Source organism: Nitrospira sp. KM1 (assembly GCF_011405515.1).
Lineage (GTDB): Bacteria > Nitrospirota > Nitrospiria > Nitrospirales > Nitrospiraceae > Nitrospira_C.
In genome coordinates this window covers 2,720,091-2,739,759 of the sequence record NZ_AP022671.1, presented here as the reverse complement: position 1 = coordinate 2,739,759, position 19,669 = coordinate 2,720,091, and the positions used below count along the sequence as shown (strand labels likewise).

Below are 19,669 nucleotides of genomic sequence, written 5' to 3'. Positions count from 1 at the left end.
GCCTTGAGATATGAGGATCCTGTACCAATCGACAACGTGCCGCCATGACCGTGAGATCACCGCGGCGACCGTTCATTACCACTATGCCTGATATCCCAGAGATACGCGTCGCGGCCGACAGCCGCCAATGGGCCCAGGATGGCGCCCGACTAGTCCTCGAAGCGACCACCCGAGCCATTGAGACAAACGGCCGCTGCCTCATGGCTCTTTCAGGCGGCTCCACGCCAAAAACTCTGTACGAACGTTTGGCCACACCAGAATGGAGCGACGCTGTTCGCTGGTCCCAGATCGAACTGTTCTTTGGAGATGAGCGCTGTGTTCCCCCCGATCATCCTGACAGCAATTACCATACGGCTCTTATCACGCTTGTTCGCCCGCTCAGGCTCCGGGCGGATCGCATCCATCGAATGGAGGGAGAGCTCCCGGACGCCACAGTCGCGGCGCGTCGTTACGAGGATAGAATCCGCAGCGTCGCCGGTAGCTCTGCTCCAGCCGTTCCATGCCTGGACCTGGTTCTTCTCGGCCTCGGAGACGACGGACATACCGCGTCACTATTCCCAGACACCCCGGCATTGTCAGACAACGACCGGCTGGTCACTGTGGGACAGGCGGCTCAGGGAGTAAGGACGAGGCTGACGTTGACGCTGGATATGATCAACCGCGCGAGTATGATAGTGTTTCTCGTCATGGGAGCCGGGAAGGCCCAAATCATCGGACGCCTGTTGCAACCAAAAACGGAAGCAGATCGCAAACTTCCGGCTGCCCTCGTACGTCCCCATCAGGGTCATGTGATCTGGCTGTTGGATCGGCCGGCGGCCGCCGCATTGACCACCATGAGCAATTAGTCATCTTTTGAAAGGCACCCATGATCCTCGCGGGAGACATCGGCGGGACAAAAACCCATCTGGCCTTATTTGACTGGAGTCACGAACGCACGGAACCCACCAGGCTGGAGACGTTTCAGAGCTCCGATTACACAAGCCTGGAGGAAATGCTCGAAGAATTTCTGGTTCCTCCAAAACCGCCGGTGCCGCTGGACACGATGAACCAGTCATCCACGGAGACGGAGACTCCTCCTCAAACCGTGCACGATGCCAGTCCAGTCACGATCGATGCAGCCTGTTTTGGAGTCGCTGGGCCGGTTATCGATAACCACAGCCATACAACGAACCTCCCATGGGTCGTCGACGGTTCCGCGCTGGCCAAACGTTTCAACGTTCAAACCGTGAAACTGCTGAACGACCTAGAATCCACCGCCCACGGGATTTTGCTTCTCCGGCCCGATGAGCTTCACACTCTGAACGCCGGCGCGCCTCCCCAACAGAAGCAGGCAATCGCCCTCATCGCAGCGGGTACCGGGCTTGGGGAATCTATCCTGTTTTGGGATGGTACCCGCTATCGGCCAATGCCGTCGGAGGGTGGTCATTGTGACTTTGCACCAAACAACGATACCGAGGTTGAACTGTTGCGACATGTCCGGAGCCATTATCTTCATGTGAGTTATGAGCGGGTATTGTCCGGACCCGGATTGCATGCGATTTATGAATTCCTGAGAGATACGAAAAAGAACGAGCCCACATGGCTGGCCGAAAAAATTGCGGCAGGCAATGCTCCTGCCGAGATCGCCGAGGCGGGCCTCAAAGGTCAGGCGGAAATCGCGAAGCAGGCATTGGATCTCTTTGCCTCGATCTATGGGGCAGAAGCCGGCAATCTGGTTTTAAAAGCCATGGCAATCAACGGGCTCTACCTCGGGGGCGGCATCGCTCCCAAGTTGCTTGCGAAACTGAAAGATGGAACGTTTATGAAGGCCTTCACCAACAAAGGACGCTATAAACGGTTGATGAGCAATATCCCCGTTCATGTCGTCCTGAATGAATACACCGCTCTCCTCGGGGCGGCCGGCACAGCCGCCCAACTTGCCCGTCCATGACTGCGACCGATCTCGACGCATGCAAGCGAACTGCCGCTCTCAAGGCGGTCGAGTATGTGAGGGACGGCATGGTTCTCGGTCTCGGGACTGGATCGACGGCAAAACACCTGCTGATGGCCCTGGGAGTAAAAGTCCGTAACGGCATGAAATTGCGCGGCGTACCGACGTCGCAGGAAACCGCCGATCTCGCCGCACAATCCGGCATCGCACTGCTCCAGACCGATGAGCCTTGGGTGATTGATCTCGCCATCGACGGGGCTGACCAAGCTGATCCCGCATTCAATTTGATCAAGGGGGGGGGCGGTGCCCTCTTGAAAGAAAAGATCGTTGCTGCGGCGGCCAAACAGTTTATCGTGATGGTGGACTATACCAAGCAGGTTTCTGTGCTCGGCGGCTCATTTCCTTTGCCAGTGGAAATCGTACCCTTCGGCTGGAGAAGCACGGTCCGCCAGATCGAGAACGTGACACAGAGTCGTGCACTCGTTCGCGAAAGAGGTCGCGCCCCGTTCAGAACGGAAACCGGCAACATGATCGTCGACGTGCATCTGGCGGCCATCGAGCATCCTCGCCAGATGGAGACCGCGCTCAATCAGATTCCAGGAGTGGTCGAAACCGGACTCTTCGTTGGACGCACGGACCTGCTCATTGTTGGAAAACCAGCGGGAGCCGAAGTCCTGACTGCTTCGAGGACATGAGCCGCTCTCCGGCGACCGGAAGACGCCCCATTCTTAAGATGCTGGGGTGGCTGACAGGGGCGTTGGTCGCTATTCCGCTCGACAGGTTATTGGTCTCCGCCATTCGGCCTGCCGCGGCTCAGACATTCCCAATCCAATTGAAAGGTACTCATATGACTCATGACTCATCAGCTGAGGTCGATCCGTACCGCTTGCCACGGCATGTCGTTCCGACGAGATACGAACTCCGCCTCGAACCGGATCTGGCCAAGGCCACCTTTCAAGGAACTGAACGGATCGCATTGCAGATTGCGCAGCCGACTCACACGATTGTCCTCAATGCGGTCGATCTGACGATTGCACAGGCCGCGATCCATGAGGGCCTGGGTCGGCAAGAACAAACCGCCACGGTCGACCTTGAACCCGACTTGCAACGGTGCCGTCTGACATTTGACCCGATCATTCCTCCAGGAGAATGGTGGTTGAGCCTCTCATTCGGCGGAATTCTCAACGACAAGCTGCGAGGATTTTATCGCAGCACCTACAAGGATCCTCGCGGCGTCAGCCACACGATTGCCGCCACCCAATTCGAAGCCACCGACGCACGTCGAGCCTTTCCCTGTTGGGACGAACCGGATTTCAAAGCTGTGTTTTCCACCACTCTCGTGGTGGACAGGAATGTCACGGCCCTGTCCAACAGTTCGGTTCTTTCCAAAACAGCTCAAGGAGACAAGACCGTCGTCCGATTTGCGGATACCATGAAGATGTCGACTTACCTGGTCGCATTCGTCGTCGGCCCATTGGAAGGCAGTGCGCCAACTCTGATCGGGGCGACGTCATTGCGACTCTGGGCCGTGCCAGGCAAGCAGTCGCTGATGTCCTTTGGACAGGATATTGCCGCCGCATCGCTCAGATTTTTTGAATCCTACTACGGCATTCCCTACCCGGGCGACAAATTGGACCTGATTGCTCTTCCAGACTTCGCATCGGGTGCGATGGAAAATCTCGGGGCCATTACATTCCGAGAAACCGCGCTCTTGGTCGACCAGCATCGCGGCACGCATGGGGAATTGGAGCGAGTGGCGGACGTCGTGGCACACGAGAATGCCCACATGTGGTTTGGCGATCTCGTCACGATGTCCTGGTGGAACGGACTATGGCTCAACGAGGCATTCGCCACATTCATGGAAATGCTGGCCGTGGATGCCTGGAAGCCGGAATGGAAGCGATGGGACACGTTCAGTGTCTCTCGCGCGGCGGCATTCGCAGTCGACGGTCTCCACAGCACCAGACCAATCGAATTCCCCGTGCGCGCTCCCAAGGATGCCGAAGCCATGTTCGATGTGCTGACCTATGAAAAAGGGGCGTCGGTCCTCCGCATGCTCGAACAATACATCGGTCCGGCTGTCTTCAGAGACGGCGTTCGCGATTATCTCAAGACCCATGCCTATGGAAACGCCGATACCAAGGATCTCTGGATCTCACTGGGAAAAGCCGCCAGCCAGCCGGTCCCCGAACTGATGGACGGCTGGATTTTCCAGGAGGGCTACCCGCTTGTCTCGGCGGAGCTTGCCGACAACGGAGAACTGACTCTGACCCAGCAGCGCTTTACCTATCTTCCCTCTTCAGCGAGTCAAGCCAAAGGATTACAACCGAGCTGGCATGTGCCGGTTCAGATCCGTCTGCGAGCTGGCGCTATGTCCGGGACCCGCCGGGTGCTGCTTGTCGACCGCAGCACTCGCGTGACGGTGCCATCTGAAACCGAATCCCTCGTCGTGAATGAGGGTGGACACGGGTTTTTCAGAGTGCGGTATGGTCCTTCGCTGTTCGCCCGCCTGCTCGACGGCGGCCTCAATCACCTTGCGGCCATCGAGCGGTTCAATGTTCTGAATGATGCGTGGGCGACCACCGTTGCGGGATTATTCCCTCTGTCGGACTATTTGGCATTGACCGGACGTTTCACCTCCGAGCGCGATAAAAACGTATGGGCTGTAATGATCGACTCGTTTTCCTTTCTTAATCGCATAATCGAAACGTCAGACCGTCCCGCGCTCGAAACGTTTGTCCGCCACCGGCTCGGACCTGCCGTCAGCGAAATAGGCTGGACGCCGCACGCCGATGAAAATGATCTGACTAGACAATTGCGCAGCGAACTCGTCGGTGCATTGGGCAGACTCGGGAACGACTCATCGGCTCAGACCAAGGCAGAAGAACTGTACGGTCAATCAAGACGCGAGGCGGATTCGGTCGACCCGAACCTTGTTCCAGCTCTTGTATCGATCTTGGCGTTTACCGGCGATGCGGCCCGGTATGAGGAGTTTACCGAACGGTTCAAGACTGCCGCCACTCCGCAGGAGGAACGCCGCTATCTGTTTGCCCTGACGGCCTTTCGACATCCATCGTTACTGGAGCAAACCCTGGCGAAGACACTCAATGGCGAGATTCGTGTACAGGACGCGCCCTTCATCGTCAGCGCGGTCATGGGTAATGTATATGGACGTCATCTCGGCTGGAATTTCGTCAAGGCCAATTGGGACCTGATGGACCGCCAGTTTCCGAAGCAAGGGCTTCGGCGACTGTGCGGCGGCATCACCGGGCTGGCCACCCCCGAACTCGAGGAGGATGTCAGGACGTTCTTTTCAAGCCGTCACATCGATCTTGGAGGAAGAACGCTTGAGCAATATCTCGAACAGCTCCGCATCGTCGTCACATTTCGACAGACTCAATCGGCGGCTCTGCCCGGGTACCTACAGGCTGCTTGGAAATGAGGAGCGTTTCGATGGTGAAATTCACCGCACTGACCATGTATCCGGCACGTGACCAGGCAAGAGCCAGAAGACAGTCGGTTGCCGGACTTCGAACCCAGGGCGTCCGTATCAAATTGGACTCAGCCGACACCCGTCTGTCGAATGGCGTCATCCTCGGTCCGAGGTATGCGCTGACACTTCATCAGGCAACCGGTTCCGGTTCCTGGCATCCCGCCGATCCCTCTCACTCGTGACGCAGAATGGCGAGTGGTCTCTGTCCCAGGATGCGATACGTACTGATGGACCCGATCAGAAGCGTCACGAGAATCGTGAGGCCAAGGCCACTCAGCAGCACGGCAGGGTGGAACGACCATGACAGTTCGAACAGATAGGTCAAGACGAGCCATGACAGCGCGCTCGCCAACCCCACCGCCATGGCCCCCCCCATCATTCCGATCATCATATATTCCAGGGCAAAGGTTCGGGCAATCATCGCCCGCGTCGCGCCGAGCGACTTGAGAATGACGGATTCATAGAGGCGTTGATATCTTGTGGCGGCAAGGGCAGAAGCCATGACGGCTCCCCCTGCGATCAGACAGAACAAGGCCACTGCCCGGATGGCGAGTGCCAGCCGGTCCAACACACGACCGAAATTTTCCAGGACGTCGCCCACATGGATCGCGCTCACGTTAGGAAACGCGGCCACGACCGCCTGTTGAATCGGGAGCTCCTGTGAGGAAGGCACGTGGATCGTTCCAACATATGTATGCGGGGCTCCCTCCAGCAATCCCGGTGAAAAGATCATATAGAAATTCGTGGAGAAGTTTCCCCAGTCGACCTTTCGAACACTGGACACCTGCGCGGCAACCGTTGTTCCTTGTATGTCGAATTCGAGCGTAGAGCCGATGGTCACTCCCAACGCCTTCGCCGCTTCCTCTTCAACCGAGACAGTCGGTGTGGTGGGCGACCGGTCCGACGTCCACCAGCGTCCATGCACAATTTCGTTCCCCTTCGGAAGTTCGTCCATATACGTAAGGACATATTCACGCGAGAGGTACCACTGTTTTCGGCGTTCTTCCTTGTCTTCATCCCTCCTTTCCTCCGGCTCATGATCGTCTTCAATTTTGACGATCCGGCCATCAACGGCATGGAGTCGGGAGCGCACAAGCGGGGTCAATTCAGGAAGCCGCCCACCTGTCTGATCGCGGATCAGCGCTGCAAAATGCTCCCGCTGATCCGGCTGAATGTCGATGAAGAAAAACGTGGGGGCGTCCACTGGACGCGTTTCCCCGACCTGCCTGAGAAGTGCCCGTTCGACAAGTGACACGGTCACGATGATCGTCACGCTGACGCCGATGGCAATCATAATCCCGATGGACTGGCTGCCGGGGCGTATCACGTTGCCGAACGCATAGCGCAGTGTCAGTGCCCCCGGCCGCGGAAGCCTCCTGAGCCATCCGACCGCGGACGTTGCGGCAACCAACAACACACTGACGCCAGCCCCCAGTCCGCCAAAAAATAATCCACCGACTTTCCAGTTTCCAGCCTGCCACATTGACAGACCGGCGAGACCCGTCAGCAAGGCGACCATGGTGATGACTTTTGGCGCGTCATTCAGCCCCCATCTGGTCCTCCAAGACAGGGGCGTTGTATCGGCATAACCGTCAGTCACTCCCACTTCGCGGCGGAAAATCGATCCCGGCCTTATCTCCCTGATCGCGAGTAACGGCCACATCGTGAATAACAATGTGGCAAGGAGTCCGAGCATGGCCCCTTTGATCAACGGCCCGATCGACACGACGGACAAGTCAGCGGACATACCTAGTTGCTGCAGAATCTCCGTGGCGAACACATCGGTCAGCAGCGGGGGCAGCACTCTCTGGATGAGCACTCCGGCTGCCATGCCAGTGAGACTTCCAATGGCCCCGAGTGCGAGCGACTGCACCACATACATGCCGATAATCGTCGAGGACTCCGCGCCGACGCTCTTGAGAATGGCGATGGTCTTGAGCTTCTCCCGCAGGAAGGCGTGAATCGACATCGCCACACCCATGCCTCCGATGAAAAGAGCGGTGAGGCCAATGAGGCCCAGATACCGTGAGAGCTGGTCGAGAAACTGCTTGAGTTGTGGCTGGGCATCTCGATATCCAGAGATGTGAACCTTTTCCGATACGAGCCGTCCCCTCAGTTCGCTGCGCAACGGGTCGAGCGGTATCGCAGGAGGAGTCTTGAGAAGATACCGTTCTCGCACCCTGCTGCCGGGCTTGACCAAATCTGCTGCCCGCAAACCTTCTTGTGACACGATCACGCGCGGCCCCAGGCTAAAGGCGTTAGCCGACCGGTCCGGCTCGGTTCGAACCATACCGGCCAAGATAAAGACCGCTTGTCCGATCTTGATCTTGTCTCCAAGCTGGAGTCCCAGGCGGAGGAAGAGCGCCTCTTGTGCCACCGCTCCGTGACAGGGCTGAGCACACATTCCGACTCCTGGATACAACAGCCCGGTCAATGGCTCATGGGGCTCAAGTCGTAGGGTGCCATACAGGGGATAGGCAGGCTCCACGGCCTTCAATTCAATGATCTGGGTCAGCTGACCACTCGCTTTGGCCGTAGAGGATGAGCGATCCTCACGAGCCGCCATAGCCACCAATTCGCTTGCATGCGAGATGACGATCCCGCGACGGCCAACATCCTCCAGTACCCGTCGTCCCTCGGTCGAGAGGGCGCGGGAGGACCGGATTTCCATGTCTCCGCCAAGCAATCCACGAGCCTCCCTGCTGATCGCTCGGTCGACATGAGCAGCGAACAACGAAACGGCAACGACGGCACCGACACCGACTGCGATACAGATAAAGAAGTACGAAAAATGACGCCACGCTCCGCGGGTTTCTCTCCAGGCCATGTGCCGGACGAAACGAGAAAGGAATGTCATGGCTTATCAACCCGCTTCTGGCTTGTACTCATCCGATTCGACACGCCCGTCGCGCAAGGTGACGACCCGTTGCATCGAAGAAGCCAGGGAACGGTCGTGCGTCACCAGGACCAACGTGGACCCGTAATCACGATGGAGGGAGAGAAGTAGGTCGAGCACCTGATACCCTGTGTGGGAATCCAGATTCCCCGTCGGTTCATCTGCCAAGAGAATCGAGGGACGACAGGCAAAAGCTCTCGCAACCGCCACGCGTTGCTGCTCGCCGCCCGACAATTGCACTGGGTAGTGATGCAATCGATGGCTCAGCCCCACGGCGCCCATCAATTCCACCCCCCGTTCGCCGGCTGAGGTGATACCGGACAGTTCGAGCGGCACCAACACGTTTTCCAATGCCGTCAATGTGGGAATGAGATGAAACGATTGAAAAATATAACCGATATGGTTGCGGCGGAATTTCGCCAGCAATCCTTCGGACATGTTGGTGATCTCCATGCCGTTGAGGCGGATCGATCCGCTTGAGGGACGATCCAATCCGGCAATCAGTCCGAGCAAGGTCGATTTTCCACTTCCGGAAGCCCCCACGACCGCCACCGTTTGCTTTTCCGGGACCTCCAGACAGATATCGTCCAAGATTGTGATCGTGCGGCCGGCAGCGGTCAGCCGCATCGAGAGATGAGCGATACTGATCACTCTGGTACCTCCTGCAGAAATTCGTTTTGGATTGTTATTATACTGAATTCTATGAAGGCCTTGGATTATTTCAGGATCCTAGTACCTGCGGTCACAATAGCCATGGCGTCGCATCTGACCGGCGAATCGTCGTGGCCGTCCGCCTCGGCGGAAACGCTCACCAATCCGGCTCACGAGCGGCCACGCATCGTCGCCTTCGGAGACAGTCTCACGTCAGGACTGGGAGTGGCCCCGGAAGAGGCATATCCGGCACAGCTCCAGCGTCGGCTCGACGCAGCAGGTTTATCGTACCGTGTCATCAATGCGGGTGTGAGCGGCGATACGACCGCGGGAGGACTTCGTCGTGTGGATTGGGCTCTGAACAGCAAACCGAAATTTGCCATTCTCGAACTCGGAGGCAATGATGGATTGCGCGGGTTGAGCCTTAAAGAAACCAGGGCCAATCTCGAACGTATCATCGAACGATTTCAACAGGCCTCGGTCACAGTGATCCTTGCCGGGATGAAGCTTCCTCCTAATTACGGATCGGAATATACGGCCGGCTTCGAGGCCATGTACCCTACATTGGCCAAGCAATATGGCCTCGCATTGATCCCATTTTTTCTCGATCGCGTTGCAGGATCATCAATCTTGAATCAAGCGGACGGAATCCATCCCACGGCAGAAGGTTACCGAATCGTGACAGACAAGGTATATGAAACATTGAAGCCCGTGCTCGAACAGAATCGGGCGAGGAAGGATAAGAAAGGAAAACAAAAAGGCACCGAGTAGGGTCCCGGTGCCTCATCGAGTCATTCGGTGACCGAAATCAGTCCTTCTTTAAAAATGAATCATACACGCCGTATGCGAGCACAATACCGATCAGGGTGTAATACATCCAGCTGATGCCGCTGTAGTCCGGCGGTCCCTCACCCTTCGGCTCGTTGGCTAGCACCTGTGACGCACCGATCAGGAGAGCGGTGCCGGCGATCGCGCTTATCTGTGAACACATCTTCTTCATCCTGAATCCTCCCTTGATCGGATGACTAAAAGAAGTGCGCATTGTACTGAATCAGCCAGGTTCGGCGCAAGAGGTGATCGTGGAAACAGGTCGGCAAGGGAGGACGAACGGTTGACCGCTATTCAGAGGATCCCGTCCTGCTGGCTGCTTTGAGAGCAGCGGCCACTTCTCTAAATGAATTCGCCAATTTGTCCAATTGCGCTCCCTTGGAGAGCAACTCACCGGAAATGGATTTTATCTGGCTGTCGTAGCCGCCGATTTCTGAGGCAATATCAGAAATTTTGCCCATGACGTCCTTGTAAGAAGACAAATCTTGTTGAAGCTGCTGGCTGCTGGCCTGTGCCGTCTTGGTTTCAGCCATGGCGACCTGGAGCTGCTCGGACATTTTAGCCAGAAAAGCCTCACGATCCCGTCGTTCAGACTCAAGCGTGAGTTGAATTTCCTCACTTTCACGTCTGCGAAGGTCCAGATTTCGAATGATGTGAGCCCAGACGCTTACATCACCGGCGAGCCGAGAAGCATCCGGCAAGACGGCCCCTTTTTCGACGGCTTTCATGGCAGGTTGAAGCCATTCAATGAATGCCATCACTTCGCCCAACCTGACATCGATTCCTTGTTCTCCTGTCGACGGTGGAGGAGTACTCTCTCCATTGGTGGTTGGAGCAGCCGGAGCTACTGGAGCAGGAGGCTTCGCTTTTTTCGCATTCGTCCTGGGCTGGACCCATCGGTGATATTCCAGCAAGACAGCGATGCAATGCCGGCACATCGGCTCCTCGGGGAGAGAGCAGCTACACCGAGAGACGAGGTGTCCATCTTTCAACTTGATCGTCTGTTCATACAGGCCGGAATTGCCGATGACAGCAGAAGAAATTTGCGCATCATCAGCTTCGACGATGCGAACTCTGTTCTCGGAGAGATATTGGTTTCCGATATGGAATGCATTGCGATCCACGACTCCCTGAATCATGGGAGGATCCAGGAGACTGAGCCGTTCAGCCGAGCAAGGAATCTTGTTGCGCATAGACCGGATACCCGAACTCAGACGCGACCGCTGAAACCGATTCATCCCGGCTCAGTCTGAGGTGGCTCGTTTCGAGTGTCAAGGATTCATCATCCTTTCCCCACTCACGGCGATGAGACAGGTTCATTGTAGGATCCTCCAGTCCGCATCGCAACATCTTCCTAACGGCAGCGCCGGGGAGGCCCCTGGCTTCCTATCGGAGTCAGCCAGACATAATCGGCGATGTTTTCGCCAATCATTTCCAGCACTTCGTTGCGACGCGTCGTATCGTAGGAGGTCATATAAATAGTGAGCTGCCGTACGGAACCGGCTGTGCGGCGGGCAACCCGCTTGGGAACCGGCAGATTATATTGAATATGACCTCCGCCTGTATAACTCACGACCGGGCCCGCGAGTCGATCATGAGCGTTTCTTATGCGCTGGACCTGTTCGGTCACGGTTCTGGCCATGCCTTCGTCCCGTACCATCGATGCTTCGTACATAGCCTGATACATGGCATCAGGACCCCCATCATGACAGGCCCGGAGCTGCCCAAGGATTCGCGACCGATATTCCGCATCATCGACAACGGTTTCGTCATCCATGTGCCATCGAATCATCTCATTGTCACGACGGGCCTGCTCTATTCCCTGTTTCGCGACCGCCCTGACCAATCCTTTGGGTGGGTTCATCGCAATAAGCGCAAGATGCTGGTCACGCGCAAAGAGCGCGAGCGCCTCGTAATCCTCAAATGGTCCTCCCCAATTCTGCCGCCAACGAAGCTTGTCCAATAATTCGGATTTCGGCAATCCGATGGGCGAGACATACTGATCGAGAGCAGTCTGGGAATCCCATCCGAACATTTCCATCGCGAGCACCGGCCGCCTTGACATAGCAATCAAGTGCCGCAAGATCGTAAGAGCGATTTCGATATGAAACCGATTGTGGTGTTCTTCACCCAGATAGACAACGTCCTGCTCATTCACGCGCGCCATCAGCTCGTTCTGAGACACAATTCGTCGCGTGGACGTCTCGATAATCTGATTTCCGTGAAAAGATACTGTGCCGGGAGCATCCGACATCGGTGGTGTCACACGCACTGACTCCGCACAGCCTCCAAACAACAAGAGAACAAACAAGCCGGCGCAAGGCCAGGACAATGTCACTTGATAATGTGCATCACGAGCTCTGGGCATCCGCCTCCTTTCCCTAACACACGTTTTTCATTGTGGCAACCGTCGGCCTTGACCCTCAGCCGTCAGGTCGCTATGCTGCAAATAGCATCATCGCCAACGGTACATCCCCTCGTCATACCATCCATTTAACAACCATGTCCGCCCACGCACACATACTCGCAGATTTTCGTTCACAGGTCAGTCGGCTGCTTCAAGAACGCGAAGAACAATGGGAAGCCTCTCGTCGCCTTGTGGGGGCGGGACAGCTTCCCGTGACGCTCAAGAGATTGATCGAGGAGGTCCGGCGCGTCGAACTGCCCGCGGCAGTGAGAGACACGATCACCACGGCGCTCACAGCCGGCCATATTGAGCGGGCACAAGATCTTCCAGGTCCACGGTTGAAGGAATTGACCGGTCTTCCTCCGACCAAAGCCGTACGCGCCCTCTGCGTCTGGTTCGACCTCGTCGAACGGCCGTCCTTCGCATGGCATCGTACGGCGCTCCCCGCCAACGCCGTGGACTTTTTGCACCAACCGAATGCAAATCCGTTCGAGCTCCTTCTCACTTTGGAAGCTCCTTCACTATTCGAAGTCGGGGCGGGAGACCTATCGCTCGCGACCGAAACGGTCGAACGCTATGCACCCGCGATCCGCCGACGAGGCAAGACCCTCATCGTGCACAGCCTCGATCGTCTCCACCCCGAATCGAAGCTCGGCGGTCCGCTGCATCCCGATCGCCTGTGTCTGGAGTCGCTGCGCTCCAGACCGGATTTGTCTTTTCAGTTCTTCGGCAATCAGGATATGTTCGCGCTCGATCGTCTGGACCGTTCCGGAAAGCTTGCTCCTCAATATTCGATCGCAGCCTGCTGGGCTCCGGCCACACCCACATTCGCCTATGAACCGGCACGGCTCAATGCAGCGGTCATCGAACACGATCTCAACCGCACCCGAGGCGCTTCCCACCGTATTGACTATGGCGGTGAACCGGCGCTGGAAGTTCTACACGGCGATCGCGCCCTGATCTTTCCGCCGTGGAAATTCGAAATACGCGGTCCGCTCGCGCTCCTGGAGTTGCTTTCCAGACGCGGCCAGGTCTGTGTGTTGGGCGCCGTTGACACACAGGTGTTCTGGGAAATTCTGGCACAACTCATAGAAGACGACCGCTATCGACCAGTTGACCAGCCGTTTACATTCGACAATATTCGACCTATCTTCGGAAACATTTACGAACTGCTCAACAAGCTGACGGCCCATGATTCCGTCAATCTCCAGGACCATGTGCCCCTTCGCCGACAATTGCCTCGAGTGCTGGGACTCGATGGAGTCTCCACTGACCATTTCGGTTTTCACTCGGTTCAAATCCGGCGCGGCGCAGAATTTCCCGACATGCCTGCAAGCAGCACCGCGAGGCGATTCCGGGACATGGTCGAAGAAACCTCGCCTTGGATGCTGACACTCATTCCCGACATCTGATGGATGAGACGGTTGGTCCGCGTCGGGAACGAAAATCAACCGATAAATTGACCGTTCCGAAACCCTTTGTTAGACTCCATCGGTGTCAGAGCACCGGTCATTTCCGCGCCGTCCAAGCCGATCATTTCCATGAACCCGTCACAACCCATTCGCGCCATTCAGGACAATATTGCCCGTGTCATCAAGGGAAAGGCATCTGTCATCGAGATGGCGGTCGTCTGCCTTCTCGCCCGCGGTCATCTGTTGTTGGAAGACGTTCCCGGGGTAGGCAAAACGACGTTGGCCCATAGTCTGGCGCAGTCACTCGCCTGCTCCTTCAAACGTATTCAATTCACGAGCGACCTTCTGCCGTCTGACATCGTCGGCGTTTCGATGTTCAATCGACAGAAGCAAGCATTTGAATTCATGCCGGGCCCTATCTTCGCCAATATTGTCCTGGCCGATGAGATCAATCGCACCACGCCAAAAACGCAGAGCAGTTTGCTGGAAGCCATGAGCGAGGCGCAGATCTCGGTCGACAATCAGACCTATCCGCTTCACCAACCGTTCATGGTCATCGCCACGCAAAATCCTGCCGAATACCACGGAACATTTCCGTTACCGGAATCCCAGCTAGATCGGTTTCTGATGCGCTTGCGGATTGGGTATCCTTCTCTGGACGACGAGCGGCAAGTCCTTGAACGAGCCTATGCGCTTCATCCTGCCGAGAATCTACAGGCCGTCTTGTCGACGGATGGTGTTCTGGAACTCCAGCAACAAGCCAACCATGTCCACATGGATGAGAGCCTGACTGACTATCTGTTGGCCATCGTCAAGGCCACGAGACACAGTGAGTTACTCTCGTTGGGCGTCAGCACAAGGGGGGCATTGGCTCTCAACAAATCGGCAAAGGCTCTGGCGTTGGTTCGTGGGCGTTCATACTGTCTTCCGGAGGATATCAAACAACTGGCTCCGGTCGTGCTCCCTCATCGCGTAATGCTGAACCGGACCCAAGGCCTCCGTGCGCAGAGCTTTGAACAGGCGGAACAAATCATCTCCGACATCCTTGACACCATTCCCGTTCCCGTCTGAGCCGACGAGACCCGGCAAGCCTGTGACTCCATAAGTCAGGCCTATGACCCCCAGTTCAATCACTTCCCGCGTCTGGCAGCTTCTAACCAGGCGGTCCATTCGGCTGACGCCGGAAGGCACCCGCTTTCTTCTCTTTACCGTAGCTATCGGTGTCGCGGCCATCAACACGGGGAATAACCTGTTTTACCTTTTGCTAGCCATGATGCTGAGTCTTGTCATCATCTCGGGGTTGCTCTCAGAGCAATGTGTACGCCGCCTTGAGTTCCACAGGCACTTGCCGGACTTGATCATAGCCGAAGAGCCTGCAACGATGTCGGTGGTCGTCATCAACCGCAATGCACATCTGCCGGTCTTTTCGGTCAACATTCTCGACGTCTCGGCCAATCAGGATCTCGAACGCGGGTTGTTTGTTCCGCAGCTACCGGCTCAGCGATCGATCGTGCTTTCCTATCCACTTCTTGCGTCTGCCAGAGGCTGGCTTCACATCGATGGGATTCGGGCAGAAACTCTTTTCCCATTTGGGTTATTTCTCAAACGAGCGTTCTATCGCGTCGATGCGCATGTTCTTGTCGGCCCTCCGATCAAACCGCTCTCTTTGCGCTTCGTCGAGGAACTCGTCAGTGACGGACAGGGCCTCTCCCTCCCGCGTCGTGGTCACGGAACGCAACTCTATAACCTGCGACTGTACAGGCCCGGAGATGATTCACGCGCCATTCACTGGATGACAACGGCGCGTACATCCCAGTTAATGGTGCGAGAAACTGAAGCTGAAGACCAGCTGCGAGTTACGATTGTTCTATCGACCGTGGCTCCGGATGAATCGGATCGATTATTCGAACGAAGCGTCACCCTCGTCGCCTCGATTCTCTGGCACTTGTCCAGAAACTCATACCCCCTGCGGCTCATCGTGAACGACCAAGACTCCAGCCTGGGAACCGGTTCGGATCATCTCTTGTCGATGCTGCGTCTCCTCGCGCTGTGCACGCGTCGAAAACCAGGGCGAGCCGAGGATCATACATCCGCTCGTATGTTCGACCCGGCGGTGGATGCCGAATGCGGATACACCATCGCCGTCATGCCCTGGTCTGATGCCGCATGGCAAGGGCAGATGGCCGGCATCGATCGCATACTACGCCGGGCTCAGATCGAGGAATTGACTCATGCCTTTTGAACGGGCATTGAAACTTAGTTCTATCCTGTTGGCTGCAACGGCCTTTCTCGGATTGTTGCTTGCGGGAAGTATCCCCGTCCTACTCGCGATCCCCACCGCACTTATCGTGATCATGATCCTGCTTCATACGACTGGATGGCCTCAGGCGACTCACCTGCCACAATTAGTGCCAGCGTCTCCAGCACTGTTGAACGGCTTACTGATTTTGGCGTTTGCGCTCTTTGTCATCGATTTCTGGGTCGTGTCTCAGGAATTGCTGCCATCCGGCGTTCATTTTCTTGTGCTCTTGATGTGCATCAAAGTCGTCTCGCTGCATCAGCGCCGCGACTATCGGCATCTGTACGCCCTCTGCTTGATGGCCATCCTGGCTTCGGCCGCACAGACTGCGGACCTTTGGTATGTGCCCATTTTTATTCTTTATCTTCTCACCGCCATCTGGACGTTGTTGCTCTACCACCTGACCGGACGAGACGCCTTGTCCACGGGAGACGGAACCGACTCAGGACGGACAAACGCCTTTTCCGTGCAGGCAGTCATCACCGGCCGCTTTTTCTGGCTGACCAATGGAATTGCGGTCCTGACGTTTGTGCTGACCCTGACAATTTTCTTCCTTCTTCCGCGCATCAGTGCCGGATTTCTCCCGCAGCCAAAAGGCGACGGGCTCAAGACAACTGGCTTCTCCGAACGCGTCGATCTCGGGATGATCGGTTCCGTGAAGGAAGATCCTCAAATCGTCATGCGGGTCGGATTGCCAGACGATCCTGCAGCGGGAAAAGACCGCCTTTATCTCCGAGGATTAGCGTACGAACATTATTCCGGCCGAGCATGGAGTTCCGGCAGCCGATTCCGTCGGCAGCTGGGGCTGATCGGCGATGGCATGTTCACCGTACGAGCGGTCGGAACCCAACCGCCTGATCGGTTTTCACGGCAGCTCCGCCAGGACATCTTGCTAGAAGCACTCGACACAGCCGTCCTGTTCGCCGCTCCGTTTGCCGAATTGGTCAGCGGAGATTTCGGAAGTTTGCAAGCCGATAGGATGAACGGGATTCATCTGCCCTTTCCGTCTGCGTCCAGAATCCGATATTCCGTGACCTCTCGTGAACGCCAAATCATGTCCGACGAACGCATGAGCTCTCGCGAAGAATATGCCGATTCTATTCGTGGGCAATACCTGCAATTGCCGAATGTCTCACACGATGTCATCGCATTGGCACGGCAGGTAACAGCCACCCTCCACACTCCGTATGAAATGACCGTTGCCGTTCAGCAACATCTATTGACCAGCTATCGGTACAGCTTGGAGACAGAGACATCGGCCTCAGTGAGCCCGCTCGAGGATTTTCTTTTTACGCGCAAAACCGGCTATTGCGAGCATTATGCGACCGCAATGGTTGTGATGCTTCGGACGCTGGGAATCCCCGCTCGTCTGATCACTGGGTTTCTTGCGACCGAATGGAACGACTTCGGGAACTACTATACCGTTCGCCAACGGGATGCCCATGCCTGGGTGGAAGTCTACCTCCCTCGTTCCGGATGGATCATGATGGACCCGACGCCCGCGAGTGCCGCCCCAGCCGCGACAGGTTGGGAAACGTTCCGGCGCTTCGGTGAATCCGTGAAACTACAGTGGGACCGAGTCTTCATCCGATATGACATCCGCGATCAAATAGCGGTCGTCCATGGACTGCGGGACAGCGGTGAAGTCGTCCGGACCTTCGTCACCCACTGGTTCAGGAACCTCGCAAACACAGGGTCTCATATGCTCGCAGTCCTCTTGGGTCATGCTCACATTGCCAATGGCACGGTCTACTGGCTCCTCGGATTTTCTGTCTTCGCAGGCCTTGCACTGCTGATCGCATTCACCTGGCATCGGAGATATGCCAGACAGATGCGTCATTATCCCGCAACGCGCATGCAAGAACACATCACGCAGCTGTACAAGAACATGCTGAGCATCGCTGCAGGTCAAGGCATGACCCTCCATCCGGCGACGACATCAACCGAGTTCCTCCAGTTGATCGGTGATGAATGGCAGGAGGCAAGAGGTCCGGTGAAGCAGATCACTGAACTCTATTGCCGAGGACGCTTTGGTGGAACACCGCTCACTCACGAAGAACTCGCCAGGGCCGCCGAGCAACTCATTGCGCTACGACGCCTCGCTCGTACGACGTGATGCAGTGCATTAGCCCGCTTTGAACAGCAGTGCAGCCTACCGGCAGAAACAAATGATCGTGCCATGAGACGTTCGTCTTAGGAGGCTGACGCCTCCAACGTATTCTGACCTTACCGTGAAAGTCGAGGGGTTTACGCGAACGTGACAGGTCACGTCGAAATCAGACGGAAGAAAAAGAATGGAGCGGGAAAAGGGATTTGAACCCTCGACCCTCGCCTTGGCAAGGCGATGCTCTACCACTGAGCTATTCCCGCTCGAAGGAAGTCTGCCAGGAAGGTCAGGATTCTACTGACCGGTTATGGCACTGTCAAGCAACCGAAAACACCCAGCAGCGAATTGACGAGTCTACAAACGACTCGTACGGTTATGCATTCTAATTTGAAGATTCATCTCACTCACGACGTTTCTGCTTAGACGAAAGGCCTCGGCGATCTCCGATTATCTCCTATATTCTCTACAAAGCAGCCTCTAGCTCGAACACGCTATATGCGAAGCGATTGGCTCCTTCCCAATGATCTATCAGTCTTTTGGCTCAGTCGAACTGCTCCTTCTTCGCACTTGACGGCTTAAAACACCTCCAGTAAAGTTGTCGGAGTGGTTTAGATCCGCCATTTCCCGTGAGGTACCTCCAGCGTGACTTCCTCTCAGCAGCAGGGTCCCTTCGCGGCTCAAGCGATTCCATTTGATGAATTCCTCACCGCAGGCAAATTGCCTGACGGATACCTCAGCACCGAATATATTGCGCAACAGTTCGTCGAACGTCTGGTTCACTACATTCTCAGCGTTCCGGCCGGCAGCTACAGCATGGCCCAACTCAGCCATTTGCTTGAACAACTGGATCCGCGCACGCAAGTATTTTTTTTCAAACGCCTGAAAGAAACCAGCCCCGACAGCTTGAAAGACTTCGCTCCGCTTTACTACGGTTTCATGAACGAATTCCATTCACTGCTGTTTACGTAACTGGTATTCACCTAAAAATTTTCCTTGTTGCGATTTCAATCTCATGTATAATTGGGGGGTTAACATATTCTCTCGGTCCATAAAGGAGTTCTATGAACCCGACCCTACAGCGAGCTGTGACCAGTTTCTACAATCTCGTCTATGAAGCCCAGACATTTGCAACCGCGATGGCCCGCATTGATACGGCGGAACAGGAGCACTACGCCGGAAGAATCGAGGGACTGAACTGGGTGCTTGATCGGTGCCAAGAGCTAGAGGACATGGATGCAAATCTCACTCCTTCATCCCTTCAGCGGGTCCTCACGGAGGTGAAGTCGGATCTGGATCACGAATTGTCTGTTCAGCGCAGAGAAAAAGGACGGCGTGCCGATGGGAGAGAAGAAGCACTGAATTTTGTAGCCGATTACCTCTCCAGTCTGATCACGGCTACAGAGATTGAATCCGCAAAGGCGTCGGCAATCTAAGCGATCCTTCTTGTCGGTCGTCCACTTACGCGCTGCAATCATCCAGAGGCAGGAACCCACCGTGATGCGCGAATGGATCATTTTCGCCCTGTGCCTCGGAGTAGGTGGTCACATCGCCCTCGGCGTAATGCTCCACGCCCCGCACCTCTGGCCCTGGAGCACGGCAGGTTTTTATGGTCTCCTGAGTGGAGTGCTCCTCTACGGAATAGTTCA

At 56.1% G+C, this 19,669-nt stretch carries 18 protein-coding genes and 1 tRNA gene; 12 read left to right on the top strand and 7 right to left on the bottom strand.

The window, feature by feature from the left end; all coding sequences use genetic code 11:
* Window positions 1-44: 44 nt before the first annotated feature.
* The 5 genes from pgl to W02_RS12760 are packed head-to-tail and all read left to right on the top strand — an operon-like array spanning window position 45 to window position 5,605.
* A complete protein-coding gene (gene pgl / locus W02_RS12780) occupies window positions 45-845 on the top strand; it encodes a 6-phosphogluconolactonase (protein ID WP_173048288.1) in 801 nt (266 codons plus the stop codon).
* Between the two features lie 20 nt (window positions 846-865).
* Window positions 866-1,930 carry a glucokinase gene (gene glk, locus W02_RS12775; protein ID WP_173048286.1) on the top strand — a complete coding sequence of 355 codons (1,065 nt, stop codon included), beginning with the start codon at window positions 866-868 and terminating at the stop codon, window positions 1,928-1,930.
* Window positions 1,927-2,625 carry a ribose-5-phosphate isomerase RpiA gene (rpiA, locus tag W02_RS12770; RefSeq protein ID WP_173048284.1) on the top strand — a complete coding sequence of 233 codons (699 nt, stop codon included), beginning with the start codon at window positions 1,927-1,929 and terminating at the stop codon, window positions 2,623-2,625. Before glk ends, rpiA begins: the two co-directional genes overlap by 4 nt.
* Window positions 2,622-5,372, top strand: a complete 2,751-nt coding sequence (locus W02_RS12765) for a M1 family metallopeptidase (protein ID WP_173048282.1) — start codon at window positions 2,622-2,624, stop codon at window positions 5,370-5,372. The genes rpiA and W02_RS12765 overlap by 4 nt, the downstream gene beginning before the upstream one ends.
* A gap of 11 nt (window positions 5,373-5,383) precedes the next feature.
* Window positions 5,384-5,605, top strand: a complete 222-nt coding sequence (locus W02_RS12760; RefSeq protein ID WP_173048280.1) for a hypothetical protein — start codon at window positions 5,384-5,386, stop codon at window positions 5,603-5,605.
* On the opposite strand, the gene W02_RS12755 is transcribed toward W02_RS12760, so the two are convergent.
* Window positions 5,596-8,280 (bottom strand): ABC transporter permease, encoded by a 2,685-nt coding sequence (locus tag W02_RS12755; protein WP_173048278.1) that lies wholly within the window; start codon window positions 8,278-8,280, stop codon window positions 5,596-5,598. The genes W02_RS12760 and W02_RS12755 overlap by 10 nt on opposite strands.
* A gap of 6 nt (window positions 8,281-8,286) precedes the next feature.
* Window positions 8,287-8,970, bottom strand: coding sequence for an ABC transporter ATP-binding protein (locus tag W02_RS12750; RefSeq protein ID WP_197742012.1), 684 nt, complete (start codon window positions 8,968-8,970; stop codon window positions 8,287-8,289).
* A gap of 102 nt (window positions 8,971-9,072) precedes the next feature.
* On the opposite strand from W02_RS12750, the gene W02_RS12745 reads away from it, so the two are divergent.
* A complete protein-coding gene (locus tag W02_RS12745) occupies window positions 9,073-9,741 on the top strand; it encodes an arylesterase (protein ID WP_232068535.1) in 669 nt (222 codons plus the stop codon).
* A gap of 37 nt (window positions 9,742-9,778) precedes the next feature.
* Here the strand turns inward: W02_RS12745 and W02_RS12740 are convergent, their stop codons facing one another.
* The 4 genes from W02_RS12740 to W02_RS12725 form a co-directional block, all read right to left on the bottom strand.
* Window positions 9,779-9,961 (bottom strand): hypothetical protein, encoded by a 183-nt coding sequence (locus W02_RS12740; protein WP_173048274.1) that lies wholly within the window; start codon window positions 9,959-9,961, stop codon window positions 9,779-9,781.
* 127 nt (window positions 9,962-10,088) lie between these two features.
* A complete protein-coding gene (locus tag W02_RS12735; RefSeq protein WP_173048272.1) occupies window positions 10,089-10,937 on the bottom strand; it encodes an SWIM zinc finger domain-containing protein in 849 nt (282 codons plus the stop codon).
* Window positions 10,938-10,962: 25 nt separating this feature from the next.
* The gene (locus W02_RS12730; RefSeq protein WP_173048270.1) at window positions 10,963-11,118 is read right to left on the bottom strand and encodes a hypothetical protein; all 156 of its coding nucleotides are present in this window, start codon (window positions 11,116-11,118) and stop codon (window positions 10,963-10,965) included.
* A 34-nt stretch (window positions 11,119-11,152) separates the two neighbouring features.
* Window positions 11,153-12,166, bottom strand: coding sequence for a ChaN family lipoprotein (locus tag W02_RS12725; RefSeq protein WP_173048268.1), 1,014 nt, complete (start codon window positions 12,164-12,166; stop codon window positions 11,153-11,155).
* A 134-nt stretch (window positions 12,167-12,300) separates the two neighbouring features.
* Here W02_RS12725 and W02_RS12720 point away from each other — a divergent pair, with 134 nt between their 5' ends.
* The 4 genes from W02_RS12720 (at window position 12,301) to W02_RS12705 (ending at window position 18,032) form a co-directional block, all read left to right on the top strand.
* Window positions 12,301-13,617, top strand: coding sequence for a hypothetical protein (locus W02_RS12720; RefSeq protein ID WP_173048266.1), 1,317 nt, complete (start codon window positions 12,301-12,303; stop codon window positions 13,615-13,617).
* A 129-nt stretch (window positions 13,618-13,746) separates the two neighbouring features.
* The gene (locus W02_RS12715) at window positions 13,747-14,688 is read left to right on the top strand and encodes a MoxR family ATPase (RefSeq protein WP_173048264.1); all 942 of its coding nucleotides are present in this window, start codon (window positions 13,747-13,749) and stop codon (window positions 14,686-14,688) included.
* Between the two features lie 43 nt (window positions 14,689-14,731).
* The gene (locus W02_RS12710; RefSeq protein WP_173048261.1) at window positions 14,732-15,859 is read left to right on the top strand and encodes a DUF58 domain-containing protein; all 1,128 of its coding nucleotides are present in this window, start codon (window positions 14,732-14,734) and stop codon (window positions 15,857-15,859) included.
* Entirely contained in the window at window positions 15,849-18,032 is a 2,184-nt protein-coding gene (locus W02_RS12705; RefSeq protein WP_173048259.1) for a DUF3488 and transglutaminase-like domain-containing protein, read from the top strand. The genes W02_RS12710 and W02_RS12705 overlap by 11 nt, the downstream gene beginning before the upstream one ends.
* Before the next feature lie 179 nt (window positions 18,033-18,211).
* Here the strand turns inward: W02_RS12705 and W02_RS12700 are convergent.
* Window positions 18,212-18,286, bottom strand: a tRNA-Gly gene (locus W02_RS12700).
* Window positions 18,287-18,665: 379 nt separating this feature from the next.
* On the opposite strand from W02_RS12700, the gene W02_RS12695 reads away from it, so the two are divergent.
* On the top strand, window positions 18,666-18,992 hold the full coding sequence (locus W02_RS12695; protein WP_173048257.1) for a hypothetical protein: 327 nt from the start codon (window positions 18,666-18,668) through the stop codon (window positions 18,990-18,992).
* Between the two features lie 92 nt (window positions 18,993-19,084).
* Entirely contained in the window at window positions 19,085-19,456 is a 372-nt protein-coding gene (locus W02_RS12690; protein WP_173048255.1) for a hypothetical protein, read from the top strand.
* Window positions 19,457-19,669: the final 213 nt, after the last annotated feature.

What these genes read in the sequence shown, in the direction of transcription:
- pgl (WP_173048288.1), top strand. Translation starts at nt 45, where the DNA reads ATGACCGTGAGATCACCGCGGCGACCGTTCATTACCACTATGCCTGAT.
- glk (WP_173048286.1), top strand. Translation starts at nt 866, where the DNA reads ATGATCCTCGCGGGAGACATCGGCGGGACAAAAACCCATCTGGCCTTA.
- rpiA (WP_173048284.1), top strand. Translation starts at nt 1,927, where the DNA reads ATGACTGCGACCGATCTCGACGCATGCAAGCGAACTGCCGCTCTCAAG.
- W02_RS12765 (WP_173048282.1), top strand. Translation starts at nt 2,622, where the DNA reads ATGAGCCGCTCTCCGGCGACCGGAAGACGCCCCATTCTTAAGATGCTG.
- W02_RS12760 (WP_173048280.1), top strand. Translation starts at nt 5,384, where the DNA reads ATGGTGAAATTCACCGCACTGACCATGTATCCGGCACGTGACCAGGCA.
- W02_RS12755 (WP_173048278.1), bottom strand. Translation starts at nt 8,280, where the DNA reads ATGACATTCCTTTCTCGTTTCGTCCGGCACATGGCCTGGAGAGAAACC.
- W02_RS12745 (WP_232068535.1), top strand. Translation starts at nt 9,073, where the DNA reads ATGGCGTCGCATCTGACCGGCGAATCGTCGTGGCCGTCCGCCTCGGCG.
- W02_RS12740 (WP_173048274.1), bottom strand. Translation starts at nt 9,961, where the DNA reads ATGTGTTCACAGATAAGCGCGATCGCCGGCACCGCTCTCCTGATCGGT.
- W02_RS12735 (WP_173048272.1), bottom strand. Translation starts at nt 10,937, where the DNA reads ATGATTCAGGGAGTCGTGGATCGCAATGCATTCCATATCGGAAACCAA.
- W02_RS12730 (WP_173048270.1), bottom strand. Translation starts at nt 11,118, where the DNA reads ATGAACCTGTCTCATCGCCGTGAGTGGGGAAAGGATGATGAATCCTTG.
- W02_RS12725 (WP_173048268.1), bottom strand. Translation starts at nt 12,166, where the DNA reads ATGCCCAGAGCTCGTGATGCACATTATCAAGTGACATTGTCCTGGCCT.
- W02_RS12720 (WP_173048266.1), top strand. Translation starts at nt 12,301, where the DNA reads ATGTCCGCCCACGCACACATACTCGCAGATTTTCGTTCACAGGTCAGT.
- W02_RS12715 (WP_173048264.1), top strand. Translation starts at nt 13,747, where the DNA reads ATGAACCCGTCACAACCCATTCGCGCCATTCAGGACAATATTGCCCGT.
- W02_RS12710 (WP_173048261.1), top strand. Translation starts at nt 14,732, where the DNA reads ATGACCCCCAGTTCAATCACTTCCCGCGTCTGGCAGCTTCTAACCAGG.
- W02_RS12705 (WP_173048259.1), top strand. Translation starts at nt 15,849, where the DNA reads ATGCCTTTTGAACGGGCATTGAAACTTAGTTCTATCCTGTTGGCTGCA.
- W02_RS12690 (WP_173048255.1), top strand. Translation starts at nt 19,085, where the DNA reads ATGAACCCGACCCTACAGCGAGCTGTGACCAGTTTCTACAATCTCGTC.